General features: G+C 65.1%; 19 protein-coding genes. 12 read left to right on the top strand and 7 right to left on the bottom strand.

Annotated features, from left to right (window positions below):
• Positions 1-64: 64 nt before the first annotated feature.
• From G4Z14_RS17865 to phhA, 3 genes are all read right to left on the bottom strand, one after another.
• Entirely contained in the window at positions 65-3,718 is a 3,654-nt protein-coding gene (locus G4Z14_RS17865; RefSeq protein ID WP_164628183.1) for a PAS domain S-box protein, read from the bottom strand.
• 205 nt (positions 3,719-3,923) lie between these two features.
• Positions 3,924-4,253: a 4a-hydroxytetrahydrobiopterin dehydratase gene (locus G4Z14_RS17860; RefSeq protein WP_227751849.1), complete on the bottom strand. Its 330-nt coding sequence runs from the start codon at positions 4,251-4,253 to the stop codon at positions 3,924-3,926.
• Positions 4,254-4,255: 2 nt separating this feature from the next.
• Entirely contained in the window at positions 4,256-5,044 is a 789-nt protein-coding gene (gene phhA, locus G4Z14_RS17855; RefSeq protein ID WP_164628181.1) for a phenylalanine 4-monooxygenase, read from the bottom strand.
• A gap of 126 nt (positions 5,045-5,170) precedes the next feature.
• Between phhA and G4Z14_RS17850 the strand changes: the two genes are divergently transcribed.
• Positions 5,171-5,641, top strand: coding sequence for an Lrp/AsnC family transcriptional regulator (locus G4Z14_RS17850; protein ID WP_227751848.1), 471 nt, complete (start codon positions 5,171-5,173; stop codon positions 5,639-5,641).
• 8 nt (positions 5,642-5,649) lie between these two features.
• Here the strand turns inward: G4Z14_RS17850 and G4Z14_RS17845 are convergent, their stop codons facing one another.
• The gene (locus G4Z14_RS17845; protein ID WP_164628179.1) at positions 5,650-6,672 is read right to left on the bottom strand and encodes a LacI family DNA-binding transcriptional regulator; all 1,023 of its coding nucleotides are present in this window, start codon (positions 6,670-6,672) and stop codon (positions 5,650-5,652) included.
• 257 nt (positions 6,673-6,929) lie between these two features.
• Between G4Z14_RS17845 and G4Z14_RS17840 the strand changes: the two genes are divergently transcribed.
• The 8 genes from G4Z14_RS17840 (at position 6,930) to iolG (ending at position 14,053) form a co-directional block, all read left to right on the top strand.
• Positions 6,930-7,943 (top strand): sterol desaturase family protein, encoded by a 1,014-nt coding sequence (locus G4Z14_RS17840; protein ID WP_164628178.1) that lies wholly within the window; start codon positions 6,930-6,932, stop codon positions 7,941-7,943.
• Positions 7,944-8,070: 127 nt separating this feature from the next.
• Entirely contained in the window at positions 8,071-9,042 is a 972-nt protein-coding gene (locus G4Z14_RS17835; RefSeq protein ID WP_164628176.1) for a substrate-binding domain-containing protein, read from the top strand.
• A 114-nt stretch (positions 9,043-9,156) separates the two neighbouring features.
• Positions 9,157-10,170, top strand: coding sequence for an ABC transporter permease (locus tag G4Z14_RS17830; protein ID WP_164628174.1), 1,014 nt, complete (start codon positions 9,157-9,159; stop codon positions 10,168-10,170).
• The gene (locus G4Z14_RS17825) at positions 10,167-10,985 is read left to right on the top strand and encodes an ATP-binding cassette domain-containing protein (protein ID WP_164628171.1); all 819 of its coding nucleotides are present in this window, start codon (positions 10,167-10,169) and stop codon (positions 10,983-10,985) included. Before G4Z14_RS17830 ends, G4Z14_RS17825 begins: the two co-directional genes overlap by 4 nt.
• A 13-nt stretch (positions 10,986-10,998) precedes the next feature.
• Positions 10,999-11,310: a MocE family 2Fe-2S type ferredoxin gene (locus tag G4Z14_RS17820; protein ID WP_164628169.1), complete on the top strand. Its 312-nt coding sequence runs from the start codon at positions 10,999-11,001 to the stop codon at positions 11,308-11,310.
• Between the two features lies 1 nt (position 11,311).
• Positions 11,312-12,085, top strand: coding sequence for a TIM barrel protein (locus tag G4Z14_RS17815; RefSeq protein WP_164628167.1), 774 nt, complete (start codon positions 11,312-11,314; stop codon positions 12,083-12,085).
• 3 nt (positions 12,086-12,088) lie between these two features.
• Positions 12,089-12,898, top strand: coding sequence for a 3-methyl-2-oxobutanoate hydroxymethyltransferase (locus G4Z14_RS17810; protein ID WP_164628165.1), 810 nt, complete (start codon positions 12,089-12,091; stop codon positions 12,896-12,898).
• Between the two features lie 153 nt (positions 12,899-13,051).
• The gene (gene iolG / locus G4Z14_RS17805; RefSeq protein ID WP_164628163.1) at positions 13,052-14,053 is read left to right on the top strand and encodes an inositol 2-dehydrogenase; all 1,002 of its coding nucleotides are present in this window, start codon (positions 13,052-13,054) and stop codon (positions 14,051-14,053) included.
• Positions 14,054-14,101: 48 nt separating this feature from the next.
• Here the strand turns inward: iolG and G4Z14_RS17800 are convergent, their stop codons facing one another.
• Genes G4Z14_RS17800 through G4Z14_RS17790 form a run of 3 tightly spaced genes read right to left on the bottom strand, consistent with a single transcriptional unit; the run spans position 14,102 to position 16,320 of the window.
• Positions 14,102-14,902, bottom strand: coding sequence for a 3-methyl-2-oxobutanoate hydroxymethyltransferase (locus G4Z14_RS17800; RefSeq protein WP_164628162.1), 801 nt, complete (start codon positions 14,900-14,902; stop codon positions 14,102-14,104).
• Positions 14,902-15,213: a MocE family 2Fe-2S type ferredoxin gene (locus G4Z14_RS17795; protein WP_164628160.1), complete on the bottom strand. Its 312-nt coding sequence runs from the start codon at positions 15,211-15,213 to the stop codon at positions 14,902-14,904. The genes G4Z14_RS17800 and G4Z14_RS17795 overlap by 1 nt, the downstream gene beginning before the upstream one ends.
• A 3-nt stretch (positions 15,214-15,216) precedes the next feature.
• On the bottom strand, positions 15,217-16,320 hold the full coding sequence (locus G4Z14_RS17790) for a fatty acid desaturase family protein (RefSeq protein WP_164628158.1): 1,104 nt from the start codon (positions 16,318-16,320) through the stop codon (positions 15,217-15,219).
• Between the two features lie 155 nt (positions 16,321-16,475).
• Here G4Z14_RS17790 and G4Z14_RS17785 point away from each other — a divergent pair, with 155 nt between their 5' ends.
• From G4Z14_RS17785 to G4Z14_RS17775, 3 genes are all read left to right on the top strand, one after another.
• Positions 16,476-17,507 carry a LacI family DNA-binding transcriptional regulator gene (locus G4Z14_RS17785; RefSeq protein ID WP_164628156.1) on the top strand — a complete coding sequence of 344 codons (1,032 nt, stop codon included), beginning with the start codon at positions 16,476-16,478 and terminating at the stop codon, positions 17,505-17,507.
• Positions 17,508-17,636: 129 nt separating this feature from the next.
• Positions 17,637-18,455 (top strand): TIM barrel protein, encoded by an 819-nt coding sequence (locus G4Z14_RS17780; RefSeq protein ID WP_164628154.1) that lies wholly within the window; start codon positions 17,637-17,639, stop codon positions 18,453-18,455.
• An 80-nt stretch (positions 18,456-18,535) separates the two neighbouring features.
• The gene (locus G4Z14_RS17775; protein ID WP_164628152.1) at positions 18,536-19,477 is read left to right on the top strand and encodes a substrate-binding domain-containing protein; all 942 of its coding nucleotides are present in this window, start codon (positions 18,536-18,538) and stop codon (positions 19,475-19,477) included.
• Positions 19,478-19,726: the final 249 nt, after the last annotated feature.

The following is a 19,726-nucleotide window of genomic DNA, read 5'->3' as shown; positions in this document are numbered from 1 at the left end:
GCCGGGCTGAACCCCGCCGCACCCGAAGGCCCGCCGACCGGCTCCTGTCGGGCCGGGTATTGCCTCAGGGCACCAGCGTACGAACCAGCTTGGCCAGATTGGTGATGTTGACGGGCTTGGTGACGCAGGAATCAAAGCCGGCGATCAGATATTCCGCCACCTGATGCGACATGGCATTCGCCGTCACCGCAACGATCGGCGTGGCCGCGCATCCGCTTTCGTCCTCGAGTGCGCGAATCTTGTGAAGCGCGGTCACGCCGTCCATGACCGGCATGGCGATATCAAGCAGCACCACGTCATAGCGGCCGGGCGCCCAGGCCTGCACGGCTTGCTGGCCATCGTTGACGATCGTGACGAGGGCGCCCTTGCGGAGCAGCATCTTTTCGAGAACTTCGCAGTTGGTCTTGTTGTCATCTGCGGCAAGGATGCGCATTCCGTCCAGCGAGATCATTTCGGCGTCGACCTTGTCCGTCTCCAGCGCGGCGTCGCTGACCGGTAGCGGCAGCGAAACTCTGGTCGTGGTTCCCTGACCAAGCTCGGATTCGACGCTGATTTCGCCGCCCATCATCTCGACCAGCGTCCGGGTGATCGCCATGCCAAGCCCGGTGCCGCCAAAGCGGCGGGTCACCGAATTGTCGGCCTGCGAGAAATCCTCATAAAGCCGCAAGACCTGTTCGGGGGTCATGCCGATGCCGGTATCGCGAACCTCGATGACCAGAGGCCTGTCCTTCTTGCCGCTCAGCTTCACCGTCACTTCGCCCTGTTCGGTGAACTTGATGGAATTGCTGACCAGATTGTGCAGGATCTGGCGCACCCGATAGGGATCGCCGATGCGCGGCAGGTCGGCGCCAGAGCCGGTGAGAAGCTCGAAGGTCAGGCCCTTTTCCTCGGCGCGCAGGCTGTGCAGGTCTTCGACGCGCGTGGCCAGCTCGACCGGGTTGAAGGGTTCAGCCTCCAGTTCCATCTTGCCGGCTTCGATCTTCGACATGTCCAGAATGTCGTTGAGGATGTTCAGAAGCGCCTCGCCGGATTCGCGGATCGTGCCGATCATGCGCTTGTGTTCCTGATCCACCAGCGAGGTAGCCAGCAATTCGGCCATGCCAAGCACCCCGTTCAGGGGGGTGCGGATTTCATGACTCATGTTGGCCAGAAACATGGACTTGGCATGGCTTGCCGCCTCGGCCCGCGCCTTGGCGATGTAAAGGTCGGTCACGTCCGATCCGACGCCCCGATAGCCCATGAACCCGCCAGCGATGTCAAAGATCGGCGAGCCGCTGATGCGCAGCCAGTGTTCGTCCTGATTGGCCTCTAACGGGGCGCGATAGACGAAATCCCGGAACGGCTTGCGTGCGTCGATCCTGGCGAACAGCTGGTCCCAGTCGGCGCTGGCGCGCACGTCGGGGTTGGCGGCCACCCTTTCCCTGAAGGTGCTGCCGATCAGGCTTTCCGTCGGGACGCCGATTGAATCCAGCGATTCCCGATGCGACAGGAAGGTAAAGCGCAGATCCTTGTCCTGTTCCCAGAACCAGTCCTCGCTGACCGACGCAATGTCCAGGAACCGCTTTTCGGCCGAAGCGCGATCCGCCATCGACCGCTCCAGATCGGCCTTGGCCCGGATCAGGGCCTCTTCCCGCCCCTTTTGCACGCTCAGGTCGATCTGCACGCCCACGATGAACTCTGCCGCACCATCCGCGCGCCGCGAAATGACCCGGCCGCGGTCCATCACCCACATCCAGTGGCCGGCCTTGTGGCGCAACCGATACTCTGCCTCATAGGTATCGACACCCGCCGTCATGCAACGCTCGATCTTGTCATTGACCGACGCGGCGTCGTCGGGATGCAGCATCCGCTCCCAGATTTCATAGCTCATCGGTTGCAGTTCGTCGTAGGTGTAGCCCAGCATCGTGGCCCATTGTTCGTTGATCTGCTGAACCCCGGTGGAGATGTGCCATTCCCAGGTGCCGAACTGCGAGCCTTCGATCACGTCCAGAAGGCGCTGCTCGGCCGCCTTCATCTCGGTGATGTCGGAATAAAGGGCAACAAGCTCGCCCGCCGGGGTGCGACGCTCGCAGATGCGCACGATGCGGCCGTCGCGCAGCGTCTGTTCGCCGATGATCCCGCCCGACTGATGCGCCGCCATGCGCTCGGCCAGCCAGGCCTCTTCGCGGCCGACCGCTTCGGGCGGCTGGCCCCGTGCCAGCGAGCCGCGCACGATGTCCTCAAAGCGGATGCCCGGGTTCAGCGGCTGGTCGCCCACGGCGTAGAACTCCCGGTAGCGCCCGTTTGCGATCACCATCCGATCGTCGGCATCGAACAGGATAAGCCCGTCGTCCAGCGATTCGATGGCCTCGGTCATGCGCTGCCGCGCCGCGAGCGCTTGCCGGGTTATGGCCTCAAGCTCTGCCGCCTTCTGCTTGCGCTCGGTCAGGTCGATCAGGATGCCGATGAAGCCGGTATGCCGGCCGTCCTTGTCAAGCAGGGGCTTGATGTCCAGCTGGACCCAGTATTCCTCGCCGTTCTTCTTCTGGTTCAGGATCTCGACCGAGACCGGCTTGCAGGCCAGCAGGGCCGCGCTGATCCGCGCCCTGGTGGCGGGATCGGTCTTGTCGGTCTGCAGCACGGCCCCCGGACGCGTGCCGCGCACCTCGTCCAGCGAATAGCCGGTGTGGCGCTCGTAGGTTTCGTTCACCCATTCGATATGGCCTTCGGTGTCGGTCACGATCACCAGATTGCTGGAGCGTTTGGCGACTTCGCTCAGCCGTTCCAGCGTGCGCTGTTCTTCAAACTCGCGGGTCACGTCGCGGCTAATGAACAGATAGCCGTGCCGGTCATCCGGGCCGTACGGAGCGCGCCGCGCCGCAGTCAGGTGGAACCAGTGCATCCCCATGGCCGTGTCGAACGGGTAAAGCCGGCTTTCCGGTTTCAGCCCGGCGTCCAGCTCGCTCATGATCTCGCGGCGCTGGATGGCGATTTCGACCGGCAAGGCCTCTTCAACGGTCTTGCCGAGCATGTCTTCGACCGGGTCCTTCAGTTCTTCCGGGCGGCTGGTGTGCATGTAGGTGTAGCGGCCGTCGGCGTCGACTTCGCTGACGATGTCAGGGATCGCGTCGAGGATCGCCTGCAGGCGGCTGTAGGCCATGGCCCCGGTGGTGCGCGACCTGGCGGCATCCGCACGGCGCAACAGCGCCATCACGCCGGCCGTGACCGGCGCAAGGGCCCGGAAGTCGTTGCCGGCAAGGCTGTTGTCCGCGTGCCGGGCCTGCAAGATCACGAGGCCAGACAGGTTGCCTGCCTCGGCCAGCGGCAACAGGGCCAGAGTACCGTCGGGGGTGCCGTCGGGGGCGGTCCCGGGCGACGCGAGGGGCTGCAAATCCGGCGACAGGGCCGCAATGGCGGGAACGACCACCGGCTCGCCGCCGCGCAGGGCCGACAGCCAGTCGGCGGGTGCGGCCTGCACGATGTCATGACCCCAGCGGTTGCCGCCCTGAACGCCGGTTGCGTCCCAGTCTGCGGCGATCTCCGGGCTGCCCGGGGTCTCCAGGCGGACCAGACAGGCGCGATCGGCGCCAGCAAAGCCGGCAAGCCGGGCCAGTGCCACCGCCGCCGCCGCGTCCGCCTCGGCATCCGGGGTTTGCAGAAGATCGCAGAGCAGGCCTACAGAAAATGCCGTTGCTCGAGAATTCCACGCTTCGGACAATCCGTCTGCCGGTTTTTGCACGCGAAGCTCCAAAATCGACAATCTTCAAGGTACAGTACCGCTTGCATGCATCCATTTCAACGTTGATTGTGCTGGAGAACGACCCGCAATCGAGGGTTGCGACCGCCTGTTGCAACGGCGCTGCGACGTGCCGGGTGACGCGGGCGGGCGGACCTGTCCGCCTGTCAACCAACCGCCGCGGAATTGCGGCGCAAGCGAGGCGCGTTCAGCCGGTGATGGCATCCAGCCGGGCGGCGGCGATGAAATCATTGTCGCTCAGCCCGCCAAGCTCGTGGCTGGTGAAGGTCACCTCGCACCAGCCCCAGCCAAAGCCCACGTCGGGGTGGTGGCCCAGCTTCTCGCCCAGCCAGGCGGCGAGATTGGCCATCTGCACCGCGCGGGCAAAGCCCTTGAAGCCAAAGCGCCGGGTCAGGCGCTGGCCGTCCAGCCGCCAGTCGGGATGCAGCGCGGACAGTCGCGCGGCCGGATCGGCCAGCACTTCGCCTTCGCCCCGGCAGGGCGCGCAATCGCGGTTGGTCAGGTCACAGACAGTCATGCTCAGGCCACCTTTTGCGGGAATTTCGGATCATGCAGCCCAAGGCTGCGGGCCTTGGCCACATCGGCCAGCAGGTCGCGCCGGGCGGCGGCGAACAGGTCGTCAAGGGTGTCGATGACGAAATAGACCGGCTGCAGGATGTCGATGCGATAGGGCGTGCGCAGGATGTCGATCACGTCGAAGGGCCGCAGCTCGGGCTGGCCCGAGACCGCCCATTGCAGCTCGGCAATCGACGAGGCAAGGCCGGAGCCCAGGCCCTTCAGCACGCCGTTCTCGCGCGTCAGGCCGAATTCGATGGTGAACCAGTAAAGCCGGATCAGCCAGGCGTAATCGGCCTTGTCGGCCTTCACGCCGGCCTCGCCGATGGCCTGGCTGAAGGCCGCAAAGCGCGGGTCGGTCAGCAGCGGGGTATGGCCGAAGATCTCGTGAAAGATGTCGGGCTCCTCGATATAGTCGAAATCCTCGCGCCGGCGGATGAACGAGGCGGCGGGAAAGCAGCGGTCGGCCAGCAGCCGGAAGAACCGGCCAAAGGCGATGAGCGCCGGCACCGGCTCCACCCGCCAGCCGGTGGTGGCACGCAGCCGCTCGGACACCTCGCGGCATTGGGCGACGCGATGGGTGGGCAGGTCAAGCCGCGCCAAGCCGTCAAGATAGGGCCGCGCCATGCGGGCCTGAACCGAGGGCATCTGCCGTTCGAGAAGGTCGTGCCAGACGGAATCGTCGGCTGCGGAATAGGGCACATTGCCTTCGGCGTCGGGCGGCATGGCGACATATGTGGTGGATTTCGGCATGACAGCCTCCTTCTCTGTTCGCGCTTGCAGCTTTTGCCGAAGCCGCAGAAAAAGCTTGCCGATCTTCGGGCGCTGCAGTCCTGATGTGAAACAGGATTTCTCATTATACCGCAGGGGCGCAAAATCATGCCAAGAATCGAGCTTGCCGAAGCCGACAGGCGTCTGTTGCGCCTTGTGCAGGCTGACGCCCGCGCCTCGACCCAGGATCTGGCCGAAGCGGCGGGGCTGACCTCGTCTCCGGCCTGGCGGCGGCTGAAGCGGCTGGAGGATCTGGGGGTGATCCGGGCGCAGGTGGCGCTTCTGGATGCGGCCAAGCTCGGGCTGGATGCGCAGGCCTATGTGCAGGTGTCGCTGACCGATCACACCGAGCCGACCGTGGCGCAGTTCGACGCCCTTGTCCGCGCCGCGCCGCAGATTCTGGAATGCGCGCGGGTGACGGGCGGTTTCGACTACATCCTGCGGGTCGTCACCCGCGATGCCGAGGATCTGGAGCGCTTCCTGATGCGGCGGCTTCTGGCGTCGGGCATCGTGCGCAATGCGATGACCAGTTTCGTGCTGCGCCAGACCAAATCCACCACCGAGCTGCCGCTCGACTGAAGCCGCCGTCAGATGTTTTCCCGCGTGTAGATCTCGAACGGCACGATGCTGGTCTGGTTGCCCTCCTGCCCGGTGCTGGCCCGGATCATGCCGCCGATGGCCTCGCGCGCCAGCCGGGCGAGGGGGTGGGAAATCACCAGCGTCATGCTGCCATCGAGCAGCGCCGCGCGGGTCACGTCGGTCAGGTCATAGCCCACCACAACGATCTGCCCCGCCCGCCCGCTGGACCGCAGCGCCGCCAGCGCGCCGCGGATGCCGCCGCCCGAGACGTAAAGCCCGGCCAGATCGGGATGATCGGCCAGCAGCTTCTCGGTCATCTCCTGCGCTACGGCGGCGGCCTCGAAGGTCGAGATCGGCTCCAGCAGGGTAAATCCGGGGGCATGTTCGCGGAAATAGGACCGGAAGCCGGTCTCGTTCATCTCCTGATTGCGATAGCGCGGATTGCCCATCAGGATGCCGATCTTGCCGGGCTCCTTGCAGATATGGGCAAAGGCCCAGGCCGAAGTGCGCCCGACCTTCCAGTTGTCCTGCCCGACATAGTGAAACTGCCCGGTTGCCGACAGCTGCGAGATCAGGGCAAAGACCGCAATGCCCTGCGCCTGGATGCGCTCCAGCGCCTCGATCACGACCGGGTGGACCGCGGTCGTGATGCAGATGGCCTGACAGTGTTCGGCCAGTGCCAGCGCGCGGGCTGCGGTGTTCTGCGGCGACAGGTCTTCCAGAAACTCGACCCGCAACTCGACCTCGGCCGCCGTTGCCTCGGCCGCGGCCGTTTCCAGCGCCTGCGCGACGTTCTGGTAGAACGGCCGGTAGGGTTGCAGCAGAAGCACGCCAAAGCGCAGCCGGGGCCGGGCGGCAGACACCCGGGCCTGAATGCTGCCCAGACCGTAAAAGCCGATCGCCTCGGCCGCCTGCTGCACCCGCTCACGCGTGGCGAGCCGGACATTCGCGGCCCCCGACAGCACGCGGTTCACCGTGGCGATCGACACGCCCGCAGCTTCGGCAAGGTCTGGAATCGTGGGGCGGCGCATTTCAAGATCCTTTTCGTATCATTATCACCCGTGAATGACATGGATGATACGAATTGCATTACCGATATCATGAATACTTGATTTGATCCACGTCAAGGCGTTTATCTCCCCTCAACGCGACGGGCCGGACGCAACGGCCTTCGTCGGCGGAAAAGACGACATCCGACAGATCAAGGCCGCAAAGCATCGGTCCGCTGCCCTTGGGCGCGGGATGCGGGCTGGCCTGGTTCGGGCGGAAGGCAAGGGGAGAGACGCCTATGGACGACCTCAAGTTCGGCAGCCGCAACAAGCGGGGCGACTGGGCGCCCGCCGCCCGGCTGGAGCTGCCGCCGTTCTGGCGCAAACCCTTCAGCCTGCCCAAGGTGCTGGCCTGGATTCCGGAATATCTCTGGCCGTGGAACGCCTTTCACATGGCAACCGCGCTGGCGTGGTGGGTCTTCGTGGTGCCCGATGTCGAGGTGATGCGGACCCTCGGCTGGGGCTGGGCGCTGTGGCTTTACGCGGTCAACGCCGCGGCGATCTTCGTCTTTTACGGCGCGGTAGAGCTGTTTTGGTATGTGAAGAAGAAGCAGGGCACGCGGTTCAAGTACAACGGCAAGTTTCCGGCCGAGCAGCCTTCGGACGTGTTCTGGTTCAAGAGCCAGAACATCGACAACTTCCTGCGGTCGTTCTTCGTCTCGATCCCCTTGTGGACGCTGGTGCAGGTGCTGTTCCTGCACGCCTTCGCCGCGGGCTATGTGCCGTGGCTGTCCTGGTCGGACAACTGGCTGTGGCTGGGGGTGCTGACGCTGATCTCGCCCGCGATCCACGAGGTGCATTTCTTCCTGATCCACCGGCTGATCCATGTGCCGATCCTGTATAAATGGGTGCATTCGGTGCATCACAACTCGGTCAACCCCTCGCCCTGGTCCTCGCTGTCGATGCATCCGGTGGAGGCGTTTCTCTATCACGCGGTGGCCTTCTGGCATCTCGTCATCCCGTCGAACCCGATCGTGGCGCTGTTCCAGTTGCATGTGGCGGGGTTTGGCGCGGTGAACGGCCATATCGGCTTTGACAAGCTGGAACTGACCGAGGACCGGGCGCTCGATAGCCATGCCTATGCCCATTACCTGCACCACAAGTATTTCGAGGTGAACTACGGTGGCGACGGGCTGATCCCTTTGGACAAGTGGTTCGGCTATTGGCACGACGGCTCGAAAGAGGGCGAGGCGCGGATGAACGCCCGCTTCCAGAAGAAGAAGGCCCGGATGAATGCGAAATCGGGGGCCTGAGGCCGCCCAGAGATTTCAGGAATACCCCGACCGGAAACCCCGCAAGAGGAGGCGGGCCGGGACGGGCGCGCGAGACGACAGAAACTGCAACCCGTCGGGAGAGACGGATCAAGGGAGGAGACGACGAATGGCTTTCATGAGAACTTTTGCCAGGGCCTTGGCCACCACTGCGCTGGTGGCTGCCGGTTCGGCGGCGATGGCGGCGGATATCGCGGTGGTGGGCGGCTCGAACGATGACGCCTTCTGGAACATCATCAAGAAGGGCATCGACGACGCCACCCCCGCAGTCGAGGCCAATGGCGGCACTGTCACCTATCTGCGGCTGGTGAACTACGACAACTTCGCCCCCGATGTGGTGCAGCTGATCCGCACCGCGATCAGCATGGAGGTCGACGGTCTGGTGATCCCGAACTGGGTGCCCGAGGCGGAAGATCCGGCGATCAAGGACGCCATGGCCGCCGGCATCAAGGTGATCCTGATGAACGCGGGCGGGGCCGACAAGGCCACCGAGCTTGGCGCCATCAACTATGTCGGCTCTGATGAATATGTCGCCGGGGTCGCGGGGGGGGAATATTTCGCCGGTGCGGGCCAGAAGAACGTGTTGTGCATCAACACCCTGCCCGGTACCGCCAACATCGAGGCCCGCTGCAAGGGCGTGATCGACGGCATCACCGGCAAGGGCGGCAAAGGTGCGCAACTGCCGCTGCCCTCGACTTCGTTCGGCGATGCGACGGCCGTGGCCGAGGCGATCAAGGCCGAACTGCTGAAGGACGAGACCATCGACGGCGTCATCACCATCAGCGCGGGCGATGCCGACAGCGCCGCAATCGCGGTCGAGCAGGCCGGCAAGACCGGGGCGACCAAACTCGGCTCCTTCGACATGAACCAGGCCGGGCTGGACCGGATCAAGGCCGGCACCCAGGCCTTTGCCATCGACCAGCAGCCCTATCTGCAATCCTATCTCGCCGTCAGCCTTCTGGCCGCCAACATCGACTTCGGCACCGACCTGCCGGTCTTTCCGGTGCTGACCGGGCCGGGCATCGTCGATGCCGGCAATATCGACGCCACGCTGGCGGGCGTGAAACTGGGCGCGCGCTGAGGCATTTCGGGGGCGGGAGCGTCGCCCGCCCCCACCCCCGGCCCCTCCCCACCAAGGGGGAGGGGAGGCGCCTTTGCGGCCTTCGTTTTCCCTGTCTTTCAAAGGACCACCCCCATGAGCGCATCATTTTCCCCCGGCGGCCTCTTGCGCCGCCCCGAGGCCGGGGCCGCCCTTGGCCTGATCGCCGTCCTCGTCTTCTTTGCCATCTTCGGTGGCCTGACCTTCCTGAAACCGGCGGGCATGGCCAGCTGGCTGAACGTGGCGGCGAACCTTGGCGTCATTGCCATTCCGCTTGGCCTGCTGATGATTGCGGGCGAACTCGACATTTCGGTCGGCGCCATGGTGCCCTTTGGCGCGATGACGGTGGCGGTCATTTCGGGCCATTACGGCCTGCCGATCTGGCTGGGCGTTGCTGTGGCGCTGTCGTTCGGGGTGATTGTCGGTCTGGTGAACGGCGTCTTGGTGGTGAAGACCGCCGTACCCTCGCTGATCGTGACGCTGGGCAGCCTTTTCGCCGTGCAGGGCATCGTGCTGGGGCTGACGGTGCTCATCACCAAATCCACTTCGGTCGCCCTGACTGTAGAGGGCCCGGCCAAAGCGCTGTTCGGTGATTTCGTCCTTGGCGGGCAGCTGCAGGTCATGGTGCTGTGGTGGCTGGGCCTGAGCGCGCTTTACATCTTCTTCGTTCACGTCTCGCCCTTCGGGAACTGGATCTTCGCCATGGGCGGCGACAAGGTTTCGGCCCGGAATGCCGGCATCCCGACTGACCGGCTGACCATCATCCTCTTTGTGCTGTCCGCCACCTCGGCCGCCTTTGTCGGCATGTGCCAGGCGATCCTTTACAACTCGGCGCAGGTGGCGGGCGGGCAGAGCTTCATCTTCAACGCCATCATCTCGGTCGTGGTCGGCGGTGTGCTCCTGACCGGAGGCTTCGGCTCGGTGGTCGGCATCTTCTTTGGCACCATCACCTTCGCCATCGTGACGCAAGGCATCTATTACACCGATTTCGACCGCAACTGGTCCTCGCTCATCATCGGTGTGCTGCTGCTGGGTGCTGTCCTGATGAACAACACCTTCCGCAAGATGGCGCTGTCGGCCACCACCAAGAAGAAAGGCGCCAAGGTATGACCGCCCCGATCCTGGCCCTGCGGGGTGTGAACAAATCCTTTGGTCCGATTGATGTGCTGCATGACATCACCTTGGAGGTGAAGCCCGGCGAAGTGCTCTGCCTGCTGGGCGACAACGGCGCGGGAAAATCGACGCTCATCAAGATCATGTCGGGGGTGCATCAACCGTCCTCGGGCATGATCGAGATGGACGGCCAACCCGTCAGCTTCCCCACCCCGCGCGTGGCGGCCGAGGCCGGCATCTCCACCGTCCACCAGTTCGGCGGCACCTTTCCCCTGATGTCCATCGGCCGCAGCTTTTTCGTCGGCGTGGAGCCGACCTGGGGCTGGGGGCCGTTCCGGGTCTATGACCGCAAACGCGCCAATGCGATTGCGGTGAAGGCGGTGCAGGACATGGGCATCACCCGCATCTCCGACGGCGACCGGCTGGTCGGCGGGCTGTCGGGCGGGGAGCGGCAATCGCTCGCCATCGCCCGGGCGGTGCATTTCGGGGCGCGGGTGCTGATCCTGGACGAACCCACGGCCGCTTTGGGCGTGAAACAGGCCACCCACGTTCTGCGCATCGTGAACGAGGCCAAGCGCCGGGGCCTTGCCGTGATCTTCATCACCCATCAGGTGATGCATGCCATGGCGGTGGGCGACCACTTCGCCGTGCTGATCCGCGGCGCGGTCGCCGCCGATTTCAAGAAGGGCGAAAAGACCCGCGAGGAAATCACCGACCTGATGGCGGGCGGCGCCTCGATGGCCAGCCTTGAAGCCGAAATCGAGGGTTTCATGGCCAGCCATGACGGCCACCCCCCACCCCCCGCAGAATGACCGGAGCCGACCCATGCCCAACTGGATACGCGCCTGCGCGCCCGATGACATCGAACCGGACGACCTGATCCGCTTCGACCATGGCAGCCAGACCTTCATCATCGTGCGATCGGAAGACGATACCTTTCACGCCATGGACGGCATTTGCAGCCACGAAAAGGTGCATCTCGGCGATGGCCTCGTGATGGACGGCACTGTCGAATGCCCCAAGCACAACGCAACCTTCTGCTACAAAACCGGCGAGGCGAAACGCGCGCCCGCCTGCGTCAACCTGCGCACCTTTCCCGTGAAAGTGGAAGACGGTGCGGTTTACATCGAGATCTGACATGAGCTTCCAACTTGCCGCCTGCGCCGAAATGCTGTGGCGCGACCGCCCGATGGCGTGGCGCGCGGCCCGCCTGAAAGAGATGGGCTTTGGCGTCGGCCTGTGGAACTGGCCCGCCTGGGACGTGGCGGCGCTGGTGAAAACCGGGGCCACCTTCACCATCATGAACGGCTATCTTCAGGGCCGCCTGACCGATGCCGAGGGGGCAGAGATGCTGCTTGCTTCGGCGCGAGAGACGGCCTTGGTCGGCAAGCGCCTTGGCGTGCAGCGGCTGAACCTGCATGGCACGGGTCTGGGCGACATGGGCGTGCCGATCCCCCGGATCGGGTCTTTTGCCCCCGGCATGATGACCCGCGCCCGCGACACCCTGCAGCGCCTCTGCGATCTGGCCGAGGCCGAGGGCGTGACCTTCACGCTGGAAAACCTGAACCCCATCGACCACCCCGGCTGCCCCTTTGGCGCCACCGCCGAGGTGCTGGCGCTGGTGTCGGCGGTGAACCGGCCCGAGTTGCGCATCAACCTTGACCTTTACCACACCCAGATCGGCGAGGGCGACCTGATCCGCTGGACCGAGGCCTGCCTGCCCTGGATCGGCGAGGTGCAGGTCGCCGACAATCCGGGCCGCTGCGAGCCGGGGACCGGCGAGATCAACTATGCCGGTGTTGCCCGCGCGCTGAAAGGCATGGGCTATGCCGGCCCCGTCGGCATGGAGGCCTTCGCCAAGGGCGACGAGGAGGCTGCCCTCGAAGCCTTCCGCACAGCCTTCACGGTGTAACCCATGGTCCACAAAGCCAACCGCCCGACCGTCCACGACATGCGCGCCATGAAGGCGCGCGGCGAAAAGATCTCGATGCTTTACGTCACCACGCCCGAGGAGGCGGCGGCGGCCGATGCGGCGGGCATTCACATGCTGTCGATCGAAAGCCGCTTCTTCAGCCCGGAAATGCGCGCGGCGGCGGGGCGCTGCTTCGTGCAGGTCGGCCTGCCCTTCGGCCCCTATGGCGGGCTGGCCACCGCCGAGGATTACCTGCGCGCGGCCTTCAAATTCACCGCGATGGGGGGCGACTGCTTCTACTGCGCCGCGTCGCTGGACATCCAGAAGGCGCTTTGCGACAACCACATGCCGGTGGTCGCCCATGTCGGGCTGATCCCGAGCTACATCACCTGGACCGGCTGGCGTGCGGTGGGCAAGACCGCGGTTGAGGCGCGGGCGGTCTGGGACCATGTGAAGCGGCTGGAGGCCATCGGCTGCTTCGGAGCCGAGCTCGAGGTGGTGCCGGACCGGCTGGGCGCGCTGATCTCGCAGAACACCCCGATGATCCTGCTGGGCATGGGGGCCGGCCCCGGCGCCGATGCGCAGTACCTTTTCGCCGAGGACGTGCTGGGCTGCACCGATGGGCATCGCCCCCGCCACGCCAAGACCTATCGCAACTTTGCCGCCGAATATGCCCGGCTGCAAACCGAGCGGGTGGCGGCGTTCAAGGAGTTCATCGCCGATGTGAATTCCGGCGCCTATCCGCAGCCGCAGCACAATGTTGCCATGGCGGACGAGGAGTTCGCCGCACTGGTGACGGGGCTGAACCTCTGACCTGTTGCGCCTCCCTCCCCGCTTTGTGGGGCAGGGCTGGGCAGGGGGGCTGACGTTGTGCCCGGCGCCCCCCACCCCCGGCCCCTCCCCACCGTGGGGGAGGGGAGGCGCCTTCTTTTGAAACCGGCGCACGCATGACAGAAAGGACCAACCATGTTGAACGTAGGACTCTTGGGCGCCGGCCGCATTGCGGGCGTCCATGCCACCGCGATTTCCACCCATCCCGGCTCGCGCCTTGTCGCGGTCAGTGACATCAACGCCGAGGCCGCCGCGCGCCTTGCCGCGCAATATGGCGCCGAGGCGCGGGCGACCGAGGCCATCCTGTCCGACCCGGCCATCAATGCCGTGCTGATCGCCACCTCGACCGACACCCATTCCGACCTGATCGAGCGGGCGACGGCGGCCGGCAAGGCGGTCTTGTGCGAAAAGCCGGTGGACCTGAGCCTTGCCCGCGCACTGGCCTGCCAGAAGGCGGTGGGTCCGACGGGCCGGCCGGTGATGATCGGCTTCAACCGCCGGTTTGATCCCAACTTCGCGGCCTTGAAGGCGGCGCTGGACAAGGGCGAGATCGGCAAGCCAGAACTGTTGTCGATCACCTCTTTCGACCCCGCGCCGCCGCCGGTCGCCTATATCAAGGTCTCGGGTGGCCTCTTCCGCGACATGATGATCCATGACTTCGACATGGCCAATTTCCTGATGGGCGCGGCGCCGGTTGCGGTCTCGGCAGTTGGCAGCTCCATCGTCGATCCGGCCATCGGGCAGGCGGGCGATGTCGACACCGCGGTCGTCACCCTCAGCTATGCCGACGGACGCATCGCCGTCATCAAGAACTCGCGCCGGGCGGTTTACGGCTATGACCAGCGCGTCGAGCTGCTGGGCTCGGAGGGGCTGTTGCAGGCGCAGAACATGCTGGAAAACACCGTGGTCAAGTCGACGACGGCGGGCGTGACCGGCGCGAAACCCACCTATTTCTTCCTGGAACGCTACATGCCCGCCTATGCGGCGGAATGGGCGGCCTTTGTCGGCGCGGTGCAGACCGGCTCGGCGCTGCCGGTGACGCTCGCCGACGGGGTGGCGGCGCTTGCCATGGCCGAGGCGGCCACGCAATCGGCCCGGAGCGGCCAGCCGGTGATGCTGGCCAGCGTGCTGGGATAGCGGCCACAGAAAACGCCCCCGCCGGGCATGGTCCGGCGGGAGACATGCTCAGCGGGTTGCCTGATCCAGCCAGTCGCGGAAGGCCGCGACGACCTCGCTGTCGCAATCCACCAGATGTTGCGGCGCGGGATAGTCGCCGTCGTGGATATCGCGGGCAAAGCGGCCCATCGCCTCGACCCGCAGTGCCTGCAGGCGGTCCTGTTCGGCAGCGAAGTCAGCATAGACCTTGGCATGGCGCGGGATACGGACGCGGTTCTGGCCCAGCACGTCATCGCTGAACAGATACTGCGCATGCCCCGCCGCCCCGGCCCCCATCGAGATCAGGAACAGCCCGGTCTTTTCGGCAATCGCCTTGGTGATCGACTGCGGTACCACTTCGATTTCCACGGCAAAGGCCCCGGCCGCTTCGGCCGCCCTGACCTGCTGCCAGACCAACTGCGCGGTTTCCAGCGTCTTGCCCACCGCCTTGAACCCGCCTGTCCAGGTGCGTTTCGACGGGATCAGCCCGACATGGCCGCAGACCGGCAACCCGTGATCGGCCATGGCGCGGATCGTGGCCAGCGCGCCCGAGCAATAGAAGGCATCCGCCCCATGTTTATAAAGCGGAAAGGCCCAGTGCAGGAAATCATCCGTCGTGCCGATCTCATAGAAATTGTCGCCGGGGAAGATGAAGGCGTCGGGTGCCACCTCGCGGAGGCGGCGGTCAAAGACCATGGCAGGCGGCACTGACAGAAGTTCCACCCCCGCCCTGGCCGCCGCCTCGGCCTCGTCCAGTGTTTCGACCCGCAGCATGGCGAACGGATGCTTGCCGCGCTGGTCCAGAAGGTCCCTGACTGTCAGCCGCGCCATCACGCCACCTCGATGAAGACGCGCTCGCCGTCCACCTTCACGGGGAAGGTTCTCAGGTTCACGCAGACCGGGGCGCGCATCGCCTCGCCAGTGCGATAGTCGAACTGGCCGTTGTGTTTCGGGCATTCGATCAGATGATCCATCACCAGCCCGTCACACAGATGCACCTTCTCATGCGAACACATGCCCTCGGTGCAGTAGAACTGCCCGTCGGGCGAGTGGTAAATCGCAAAGGTCTGGCCCGCATGGTCAAAGCGGATCAGGTCTTCCTGGTCGATGTCATCGGTGGCGCAGGCTTCAATCCAGGGCATGTCTTACTCCGCAGCTTTGGGGGTCAGGTTCTGGGCCATCATGCCCGGAACATAGAGGTGGAAATCCTCGCGGTAGGGCTTGGCCGAGGCCGGAAGCTCGCGCTTCAGGAAGTAGTCCTCATAGGCCAACTGGCGCTTCAGCGCGGGCCACATCTCGGCAAAGCCTTCGGCGATGGAGCGGTTCGGCGCCGGCAGGTCGGCCTTGATCGCCGCGTGCAGCCGCGGCAGCGCGTGATAGGGCACCATCGGGAACATGTGATGTTCGACGTGATAGTTCATGTTCCAGTAGATGAAGCGGCTGACGGGGTTCATGTAGACCGTGCGCGAGTTCAGCCGGTGGTCGATCACGTTGTCGGCCAGCCCGCCGTGCTGCAAGAGGCCGGTCATGACATGATGCCAGGCGCCATACATGCGCGGCAGGCCGATCACCATGAGGGGCAGGATCGAGCCAAGCCAAAGCGCCAGCGTGATCGTGGCCAGATAGATCGCCAGATGTACCAGCGCCACCTTCTGCACCTTTCCCCATTCCGACTGCGGCACGAAGGTTTTTTCCGCCGTCGTCGGTCCGGCAACGGCGTTCCGGATCAGGTTCGGGAAGAACTTGAGGACGTCGAGGACACCAAAGAAATTCAGGATCAGCTTGGCCATCTCCGGCGGCCGCATCACGGCGATCTCCGGGTCGCGGCCGACGAAATAGGTCTCGGAATGGTGGCGGGCGTGGCTCCAGCGCCAGGTGGCCGCGTTGCGCATGATCATGAAGCTGGCGATCTGGTAGACCGCATTGTTCATCCAGGGCGTGCGGAAGGCGGTACCGTGGCTGCACTCATGCCAGCGCGAATCCGAGGCCGAGCCGTAAAGCACGCCGTAGGCCAGCCAGAACGGCACAGTCCACAGGCTGCCCCAGGTGGCGATGCCGCCCGCCGCCAAGGCGATCATCAGCCCGTAGAGCAGAAGCGTATCGCGGATGGCGGGGCTGTCCGACCGCGCCATCAGATCCTTCATCACCTTGCGCGGCACCTCGGTGTGATACCACTCTGCCGCCGTCAGGCCGCTTTGCACCGCCTGACGGGCATCGGCGCCGAACGGGCTGTAATCCCTCTTGGCCATCTTGTCTCCTCCCTCGCGGCGCCGCCTTGCCCATCGGCGCGTCTGCCCTGTCGATAGGCACAGCTTGCCGCGATCACAAAGAGGGCGGCTTGCAGAACACATCAAAACCCGTCAGGGTGGCGGGATGAAGTGATTGAATTTCGTCAGGATGGGGAATGGCCGGCAGACCGACGATACAGGACGTTGCCCGCGCGGCGGGTCTGTCCACCGCCACCGTCGACCGGGTGCTGAACGGTCGCGAGGCGGTGCGCGAGGAAACTGCCCGCAAGGTCTATGAGGCGGCCAAGGCCATCGGCTATCACGCTGCCGCCCTGATCGGGCAGCGCATGCAGGCCGATCTGCCGCGCCTGCGGCTGGGGGTGGTGCTGCACAAGGAAAAGCAGGCCTTCTACCAAAGTTTCAAGGCCGAGATCGAACGCGCCGTGGCGCAGGCCAGCGGTGTGCGCGCCACGGCGACGGTGGTTTACGCCCCCTCGCAAAGCCCCGGTGATTTCGTGGCGCAGATGGAGCGGCTGGTGGGCCGCGTCGATGCCATCGCGGCCACGGCGGTAACGCATCCCGAAGTGACAGAGGCGGTCATCCGTCTGAATGCAAAGGGGATTCCGGTCTTTGCCTTGCTCAACGATTTCGGCCAGGGCGTGCGGCAGAACTATCTCGGGCTGAACAATCTGAAAGTCGGCCGAATTGCCGCGCATATGATCGCCACTGCCAGCCATCACGCTGGAAAGATTGCGATTTTCGTCGGTGGCTATCGCTGGCACGGCCATGAGTTGCGCGAAACCGGGGTGCGCAGCTATTTCCGCGAACACGCGCCGCAGTTCCAGGTTCTCGACACTCTGGTCAATCTGGAGACCCGGCAACTGACCTATGAAGCGACGCTGGATCTGCTCAGCCGCCACAAGGATCTGCGCGGCATCTATTGCGCGGGCGGCGGCATGGAGGGGGCGATTGCGGCAATCCGCGAGGCGCGGCCCCCCGGCGAGGTGGCGCTGGTGGTCAACGAACTGACCCCGGAAAGCCGCGCCGCGCTGATTTCGCGCCATGTCACCATGGTCATCGGCACCCCGCTGCCGCGGCTTTGCACCGATCTTGTGGCGCTTGCGGCAGAGACCGTGACGCAGGGCATGCCCCCGGTTCAGGGCCAGCATTTCCTGCAGCCCGATCTCTATCTGCCCGAATCCGTTTGACGTAAAACCATCAAAACCTCCTGCGCCATTTCGTCATGCGTGACGAAAAGCCGCGCCCGGTGATTGACGGAATCACCGCGTTCCTCTCAGGGTCCAGTCGCAACGGCAAAACGGCTCGGGAGGTTCGAAATGGTCCAGTTTGCTCTCAACCACATGACGGTGGCGCGGCTTGGCTTTGTCGGGCTGGTGGATCTTGCGGCAAGCCTCGGCTGCGTCGGCATCGAGCTGCGCAACGACCTGCCGCAGCCGCTGTTCGACGGCATGGCGCCGGAAAGGGCCGGCGAGCTGATCCGCGAAAAGGGCCTGCGCCTGCTGGCGCTGGCCGAGGTCAAGCGCTTCAACGACTGGTCCGGGGACAAGGCCGCCGAGGCGCTGGCCCTGATGCGGATCGCGCGTGCAGCGGGGGCCGAAGCGGTCAGCCTGATCCCGCGCAATGACAATCTGGGCATGGGCAACGGCGAACGCCAGGCGGCGCTGCGCGTGGCGCTGAAGGCACTGAAGCCGATGCTGGAGGACCACGGCCTTGTCGGCATGGTCGAACCCTTGGGCTTTGAAATCTGCGCCCTGCGCCACAAGGCCGAAGCAGTCGAGGCCATTGAGGCGCTTGGCGCCAAGGGCCGGTTCAAGCTGGTGCATGACACCTTCCACCACACTCTGGCCCATGGCGGCCCGTATTTCCCCGAACATACCGGCATCGTGCATGTCTCGGGCGTGACCGACCCCGGCGTCGGCATCGCCGAAATGCAGGACGCCCACCGGGTTCTGGTGACCGAGGGCGACCGGCTGGGCAACATCGCCCAGATCGCCGATCTGCAGGCGCTGGGCTGGAATGGCCCGGTCAGCTTCGAGGCCTTCGCGACCGAGGTCCACGCCTGCGCCGACCCCGCGGCGCAGCTGGCCGCCTCATTCGATTTCATCCGCGCCGGGCTGGCCCGCAAGGCCGCCTGACCCGTGCAGGACTGCGGGCTCTGGGAGAGAGCCCTCCGGCAATATCACGGATGTGCCGGCATCCACCAAGGGAGAGAGAGATGAAAAAGACGCTTCTGGCCGCGGGCTTCGCCGCGCTGATGACCACCACCGCGATGGCCGACGGCATCGGCGTGTCGATGGCAAAGTTCGATGACAACTTCCTGACCGTCCTGCGCAACGGCATTCAGGCCCAGGCCGATACGGCGGGTCTGCAGGTCCAGATCGAGGACGCGCAGAACGACGTGGCCAAGCAACTGGACCAGATCAACAACTTCATCGCCTCGGGGGTGAGCGCGATCGTCGTCAACCCGGTCGACACCAGCGCCACGCAGGCGATGTCGGATGCCGCCGCCGCGGCAAACGTGCCCTTGGTCTATGTGAACCGCCAGCCGGTCAACATCGACAGCCTGCCCGACAACCAGGCCTTCGTGGCTTCGAACGAGGCGGATTCCGGCACGCTGGAAACCATCGCGCTGTGCGACAACTGGGCCGCCGAGGGCAAGACTGAGGTCAATGTCTATGTCATGCAGGGCGAGCTGTCCAATCAGGCCGCCGTGCAGCGCACGCAAGACATCTATGACGTGATCGAGGCCGGCAAGTGCAAGGTCAAGATCAACGTCATCGACCAGCAGACCGCCAACTGGAACCGTGACGAAGCCCAGACGCTGATGACCAACTGGCTCTCGACCGGCGCCGCCTTTGACGGCGTCATCGCCAACAACGACGAAATGGCCATCGGCGCCATTCAGGCGATGAAGGCCGGCGGCATCGACATGGCTACGGTGCAGGTCGGCGGCGTGGATGCAACGCAGGATGCGCTGGCCGCGATGCAGGCGGGCGAGCTGGATGTGACCGTGTTCCAGAACGCCGCCGGTCAGGGCGCGGGCGCGCTCGACGCCGCCACCAAACTCGCCGGGGGCGAGGCGGTGGAGCAGAAGGTCTGGGTGCCGTTCGAACTCGTCACCCCGGCGAATGTCGCCGACTATCTGGCCAAGAACTGATACAGTTCAGACAGGTTTCGGGGGGGCTGGCGACAGCCGCCCCGGCCTTTTGCTTCGGTGTCCGCTGCGGTCGCGGGCATTGCATCGTCTCAATTCAGGGAAGGAACGCGCGGTGGCAGAAGCGACCCACGGGCTTGGCGGCCTAAGATATGATCCTGCGCGTCGGGCGCGGGCTGCGGAGTGGAATGTGGCTTTGGCGCTGGTGATCATGGTGGTGATCTTCGAGGTGCTGAACCGGCTGCAGGGGGG

Origin of the sequence: Tabrizicola oligotrophica (assembly GCF_011008935.1) — a bacterium.
Taxonomy (GTDB): Bacteria; Pseudomonadota; Alphaproteobacteria; order Rhodobacterales; family Rhodobacteraceae; genus Tabrizicola_A; species Tabrizicola_A oligotrophica.
This window is presented reverse-complemented; position numbering and strand designations above follow the sequence as displayed.

What these genes read in the sequence shown, in the direction of transcription:
- G4Z14_RS17860 (WP_227751849.1), bottom strand. Translation starts at nt 4,253, where the DNA reads ATGACTGTCTGTGACCTGACCAACCGCGATTGCGCGCCCTGCCGGGGC.
- phhA (WP_164628181.1), bottom strand. Translation starts at nt 5,044, where the DNA reads ATGCCGAAATCCACCACATATGTCGCCATGCCGCCCGACGCCGAAGGC.
- G4Z14_RS17850 (WP_227751848.1), top strand. Translation starts at nt 5,171, where the DNA reads ATGCCAAGAATCGAGCTTGCCGAAGCCGACAGGCGTCTGTTGCGCCTT.
- G4Z14_RS17845 (WP_164628179.1), bottom strand. Translation starts at nt 6,672, where the DNA reads ATGCGCCGCCCCACGATTCCAGACCTTGCCGAAGCTGCGGGCGTGTCG.
- G4Z14_RS17840 (WP_164628178.1), top strand. Translation starts at nt 6,930, where the DNA reads ATGGACGACCTCAAGTTCGGCAGCCGCAACAAGCGGGGCGACTGGGCG.
- G4Z14_RS17835 (WP_164628176.1), top strand. Translation starts at nt 8,071, where the DNA reads ATGGCTTTCATGAGAACTTTTGCCAGGGCCTTGGCCACCACTGCGCTG.
- G4Z14_RS17830 (WP_164628174.1), top strand. Translation starts at nt 9,157, where the DNA reads ATGAGCGCATCATTTTCCCCCGGCGGCCTCTTGCGCCGCCCCGAGGCC.
- G4Z14_RS17825 (WP_164628171.1), top strand. Translation starts at nt 10,167, where the DNA reads ATGACCGCCCCGATCCTGGCCCTGCGGGGTGTGAACAAATCCTTTGGT.
- G4Z14_RS17820 (WP_164628169.1), top strand. Translation starts at nt 10,999, where the DNA reads ATGCCCAACTGGATACGCGCCTGCGCGCCCGATGACATCGAACCGGAC.
- G4Z14_RS17815 (WP_164628167.1), top strand. Translation starts at nt 11,312, where the DNA reads ATGAGCTTCCAACTTGCCGCCTGCGCCGAAATGCTGTGGCGCGACCGC.
- G4Z14_RS17810 (WP_164628165.1), top strand. Translation starts at nt 12,089, where the DNA reads ATGGTCCACAAAGCCAACCGCCCGACCGTCCACGACATGCGCGCCATG.
- iolG (WP_164628163.1), top strand. Translation starts at nt 13,052, where the DNA reads ATGTTGAACGTAGGACTCTTGGGCGCCGGCCGCATTGCGGGCGTCCAT.
- G4Z14_RS17800 (WP_164628162.1), bottom strand. Translation starts at nt 14,902, where the DNA reads ATGGCGCGGCTGACAGTCAGGGACCTTCTGGACCAGCGCGGCAAGCAT.
- G4Z14_RS17795 (WP_164628160.1), bottom strand. Translation starts at nt 15,213, where the DNA reads ATGCCCTGGATTGAAGCCTGCGCCACCGATGACATCGACCAGGAAGAC.
- G4Z14_RS17790 (WP_164628158.1), bottom strand. Translation starts at nt 16,320, where the DNA reads ATGGCCAAGAGGGATTACAGCCCGTTCGGCGCCGATGCCCGTCAGGCG.
- G4Z14_RS17785 (WP_164628156.1), top strand. Translation starts at nt 16,476, where the DNA reads ATGGCCGGCAGACCGACGATACAGGACGTTGCCCGCGCGGCGGGTCTG.
- G4Z14_RS17780 (WP_164628154.1), top strand. Translation starts at nt 17,637, where the DNA reads ATGGTCCAGTTTGCTCTCAACCACATGACGGTGGCGCGGCTTGGCTTT.
- G4Z14_RS17775 (WP_164628152.1), top strand. Translation starts at nt 18,536, where the DNA reads ATGAAAAAGACGCTTCTGGCCGCGGGCTTCGCCGCGCTGATGACCACC.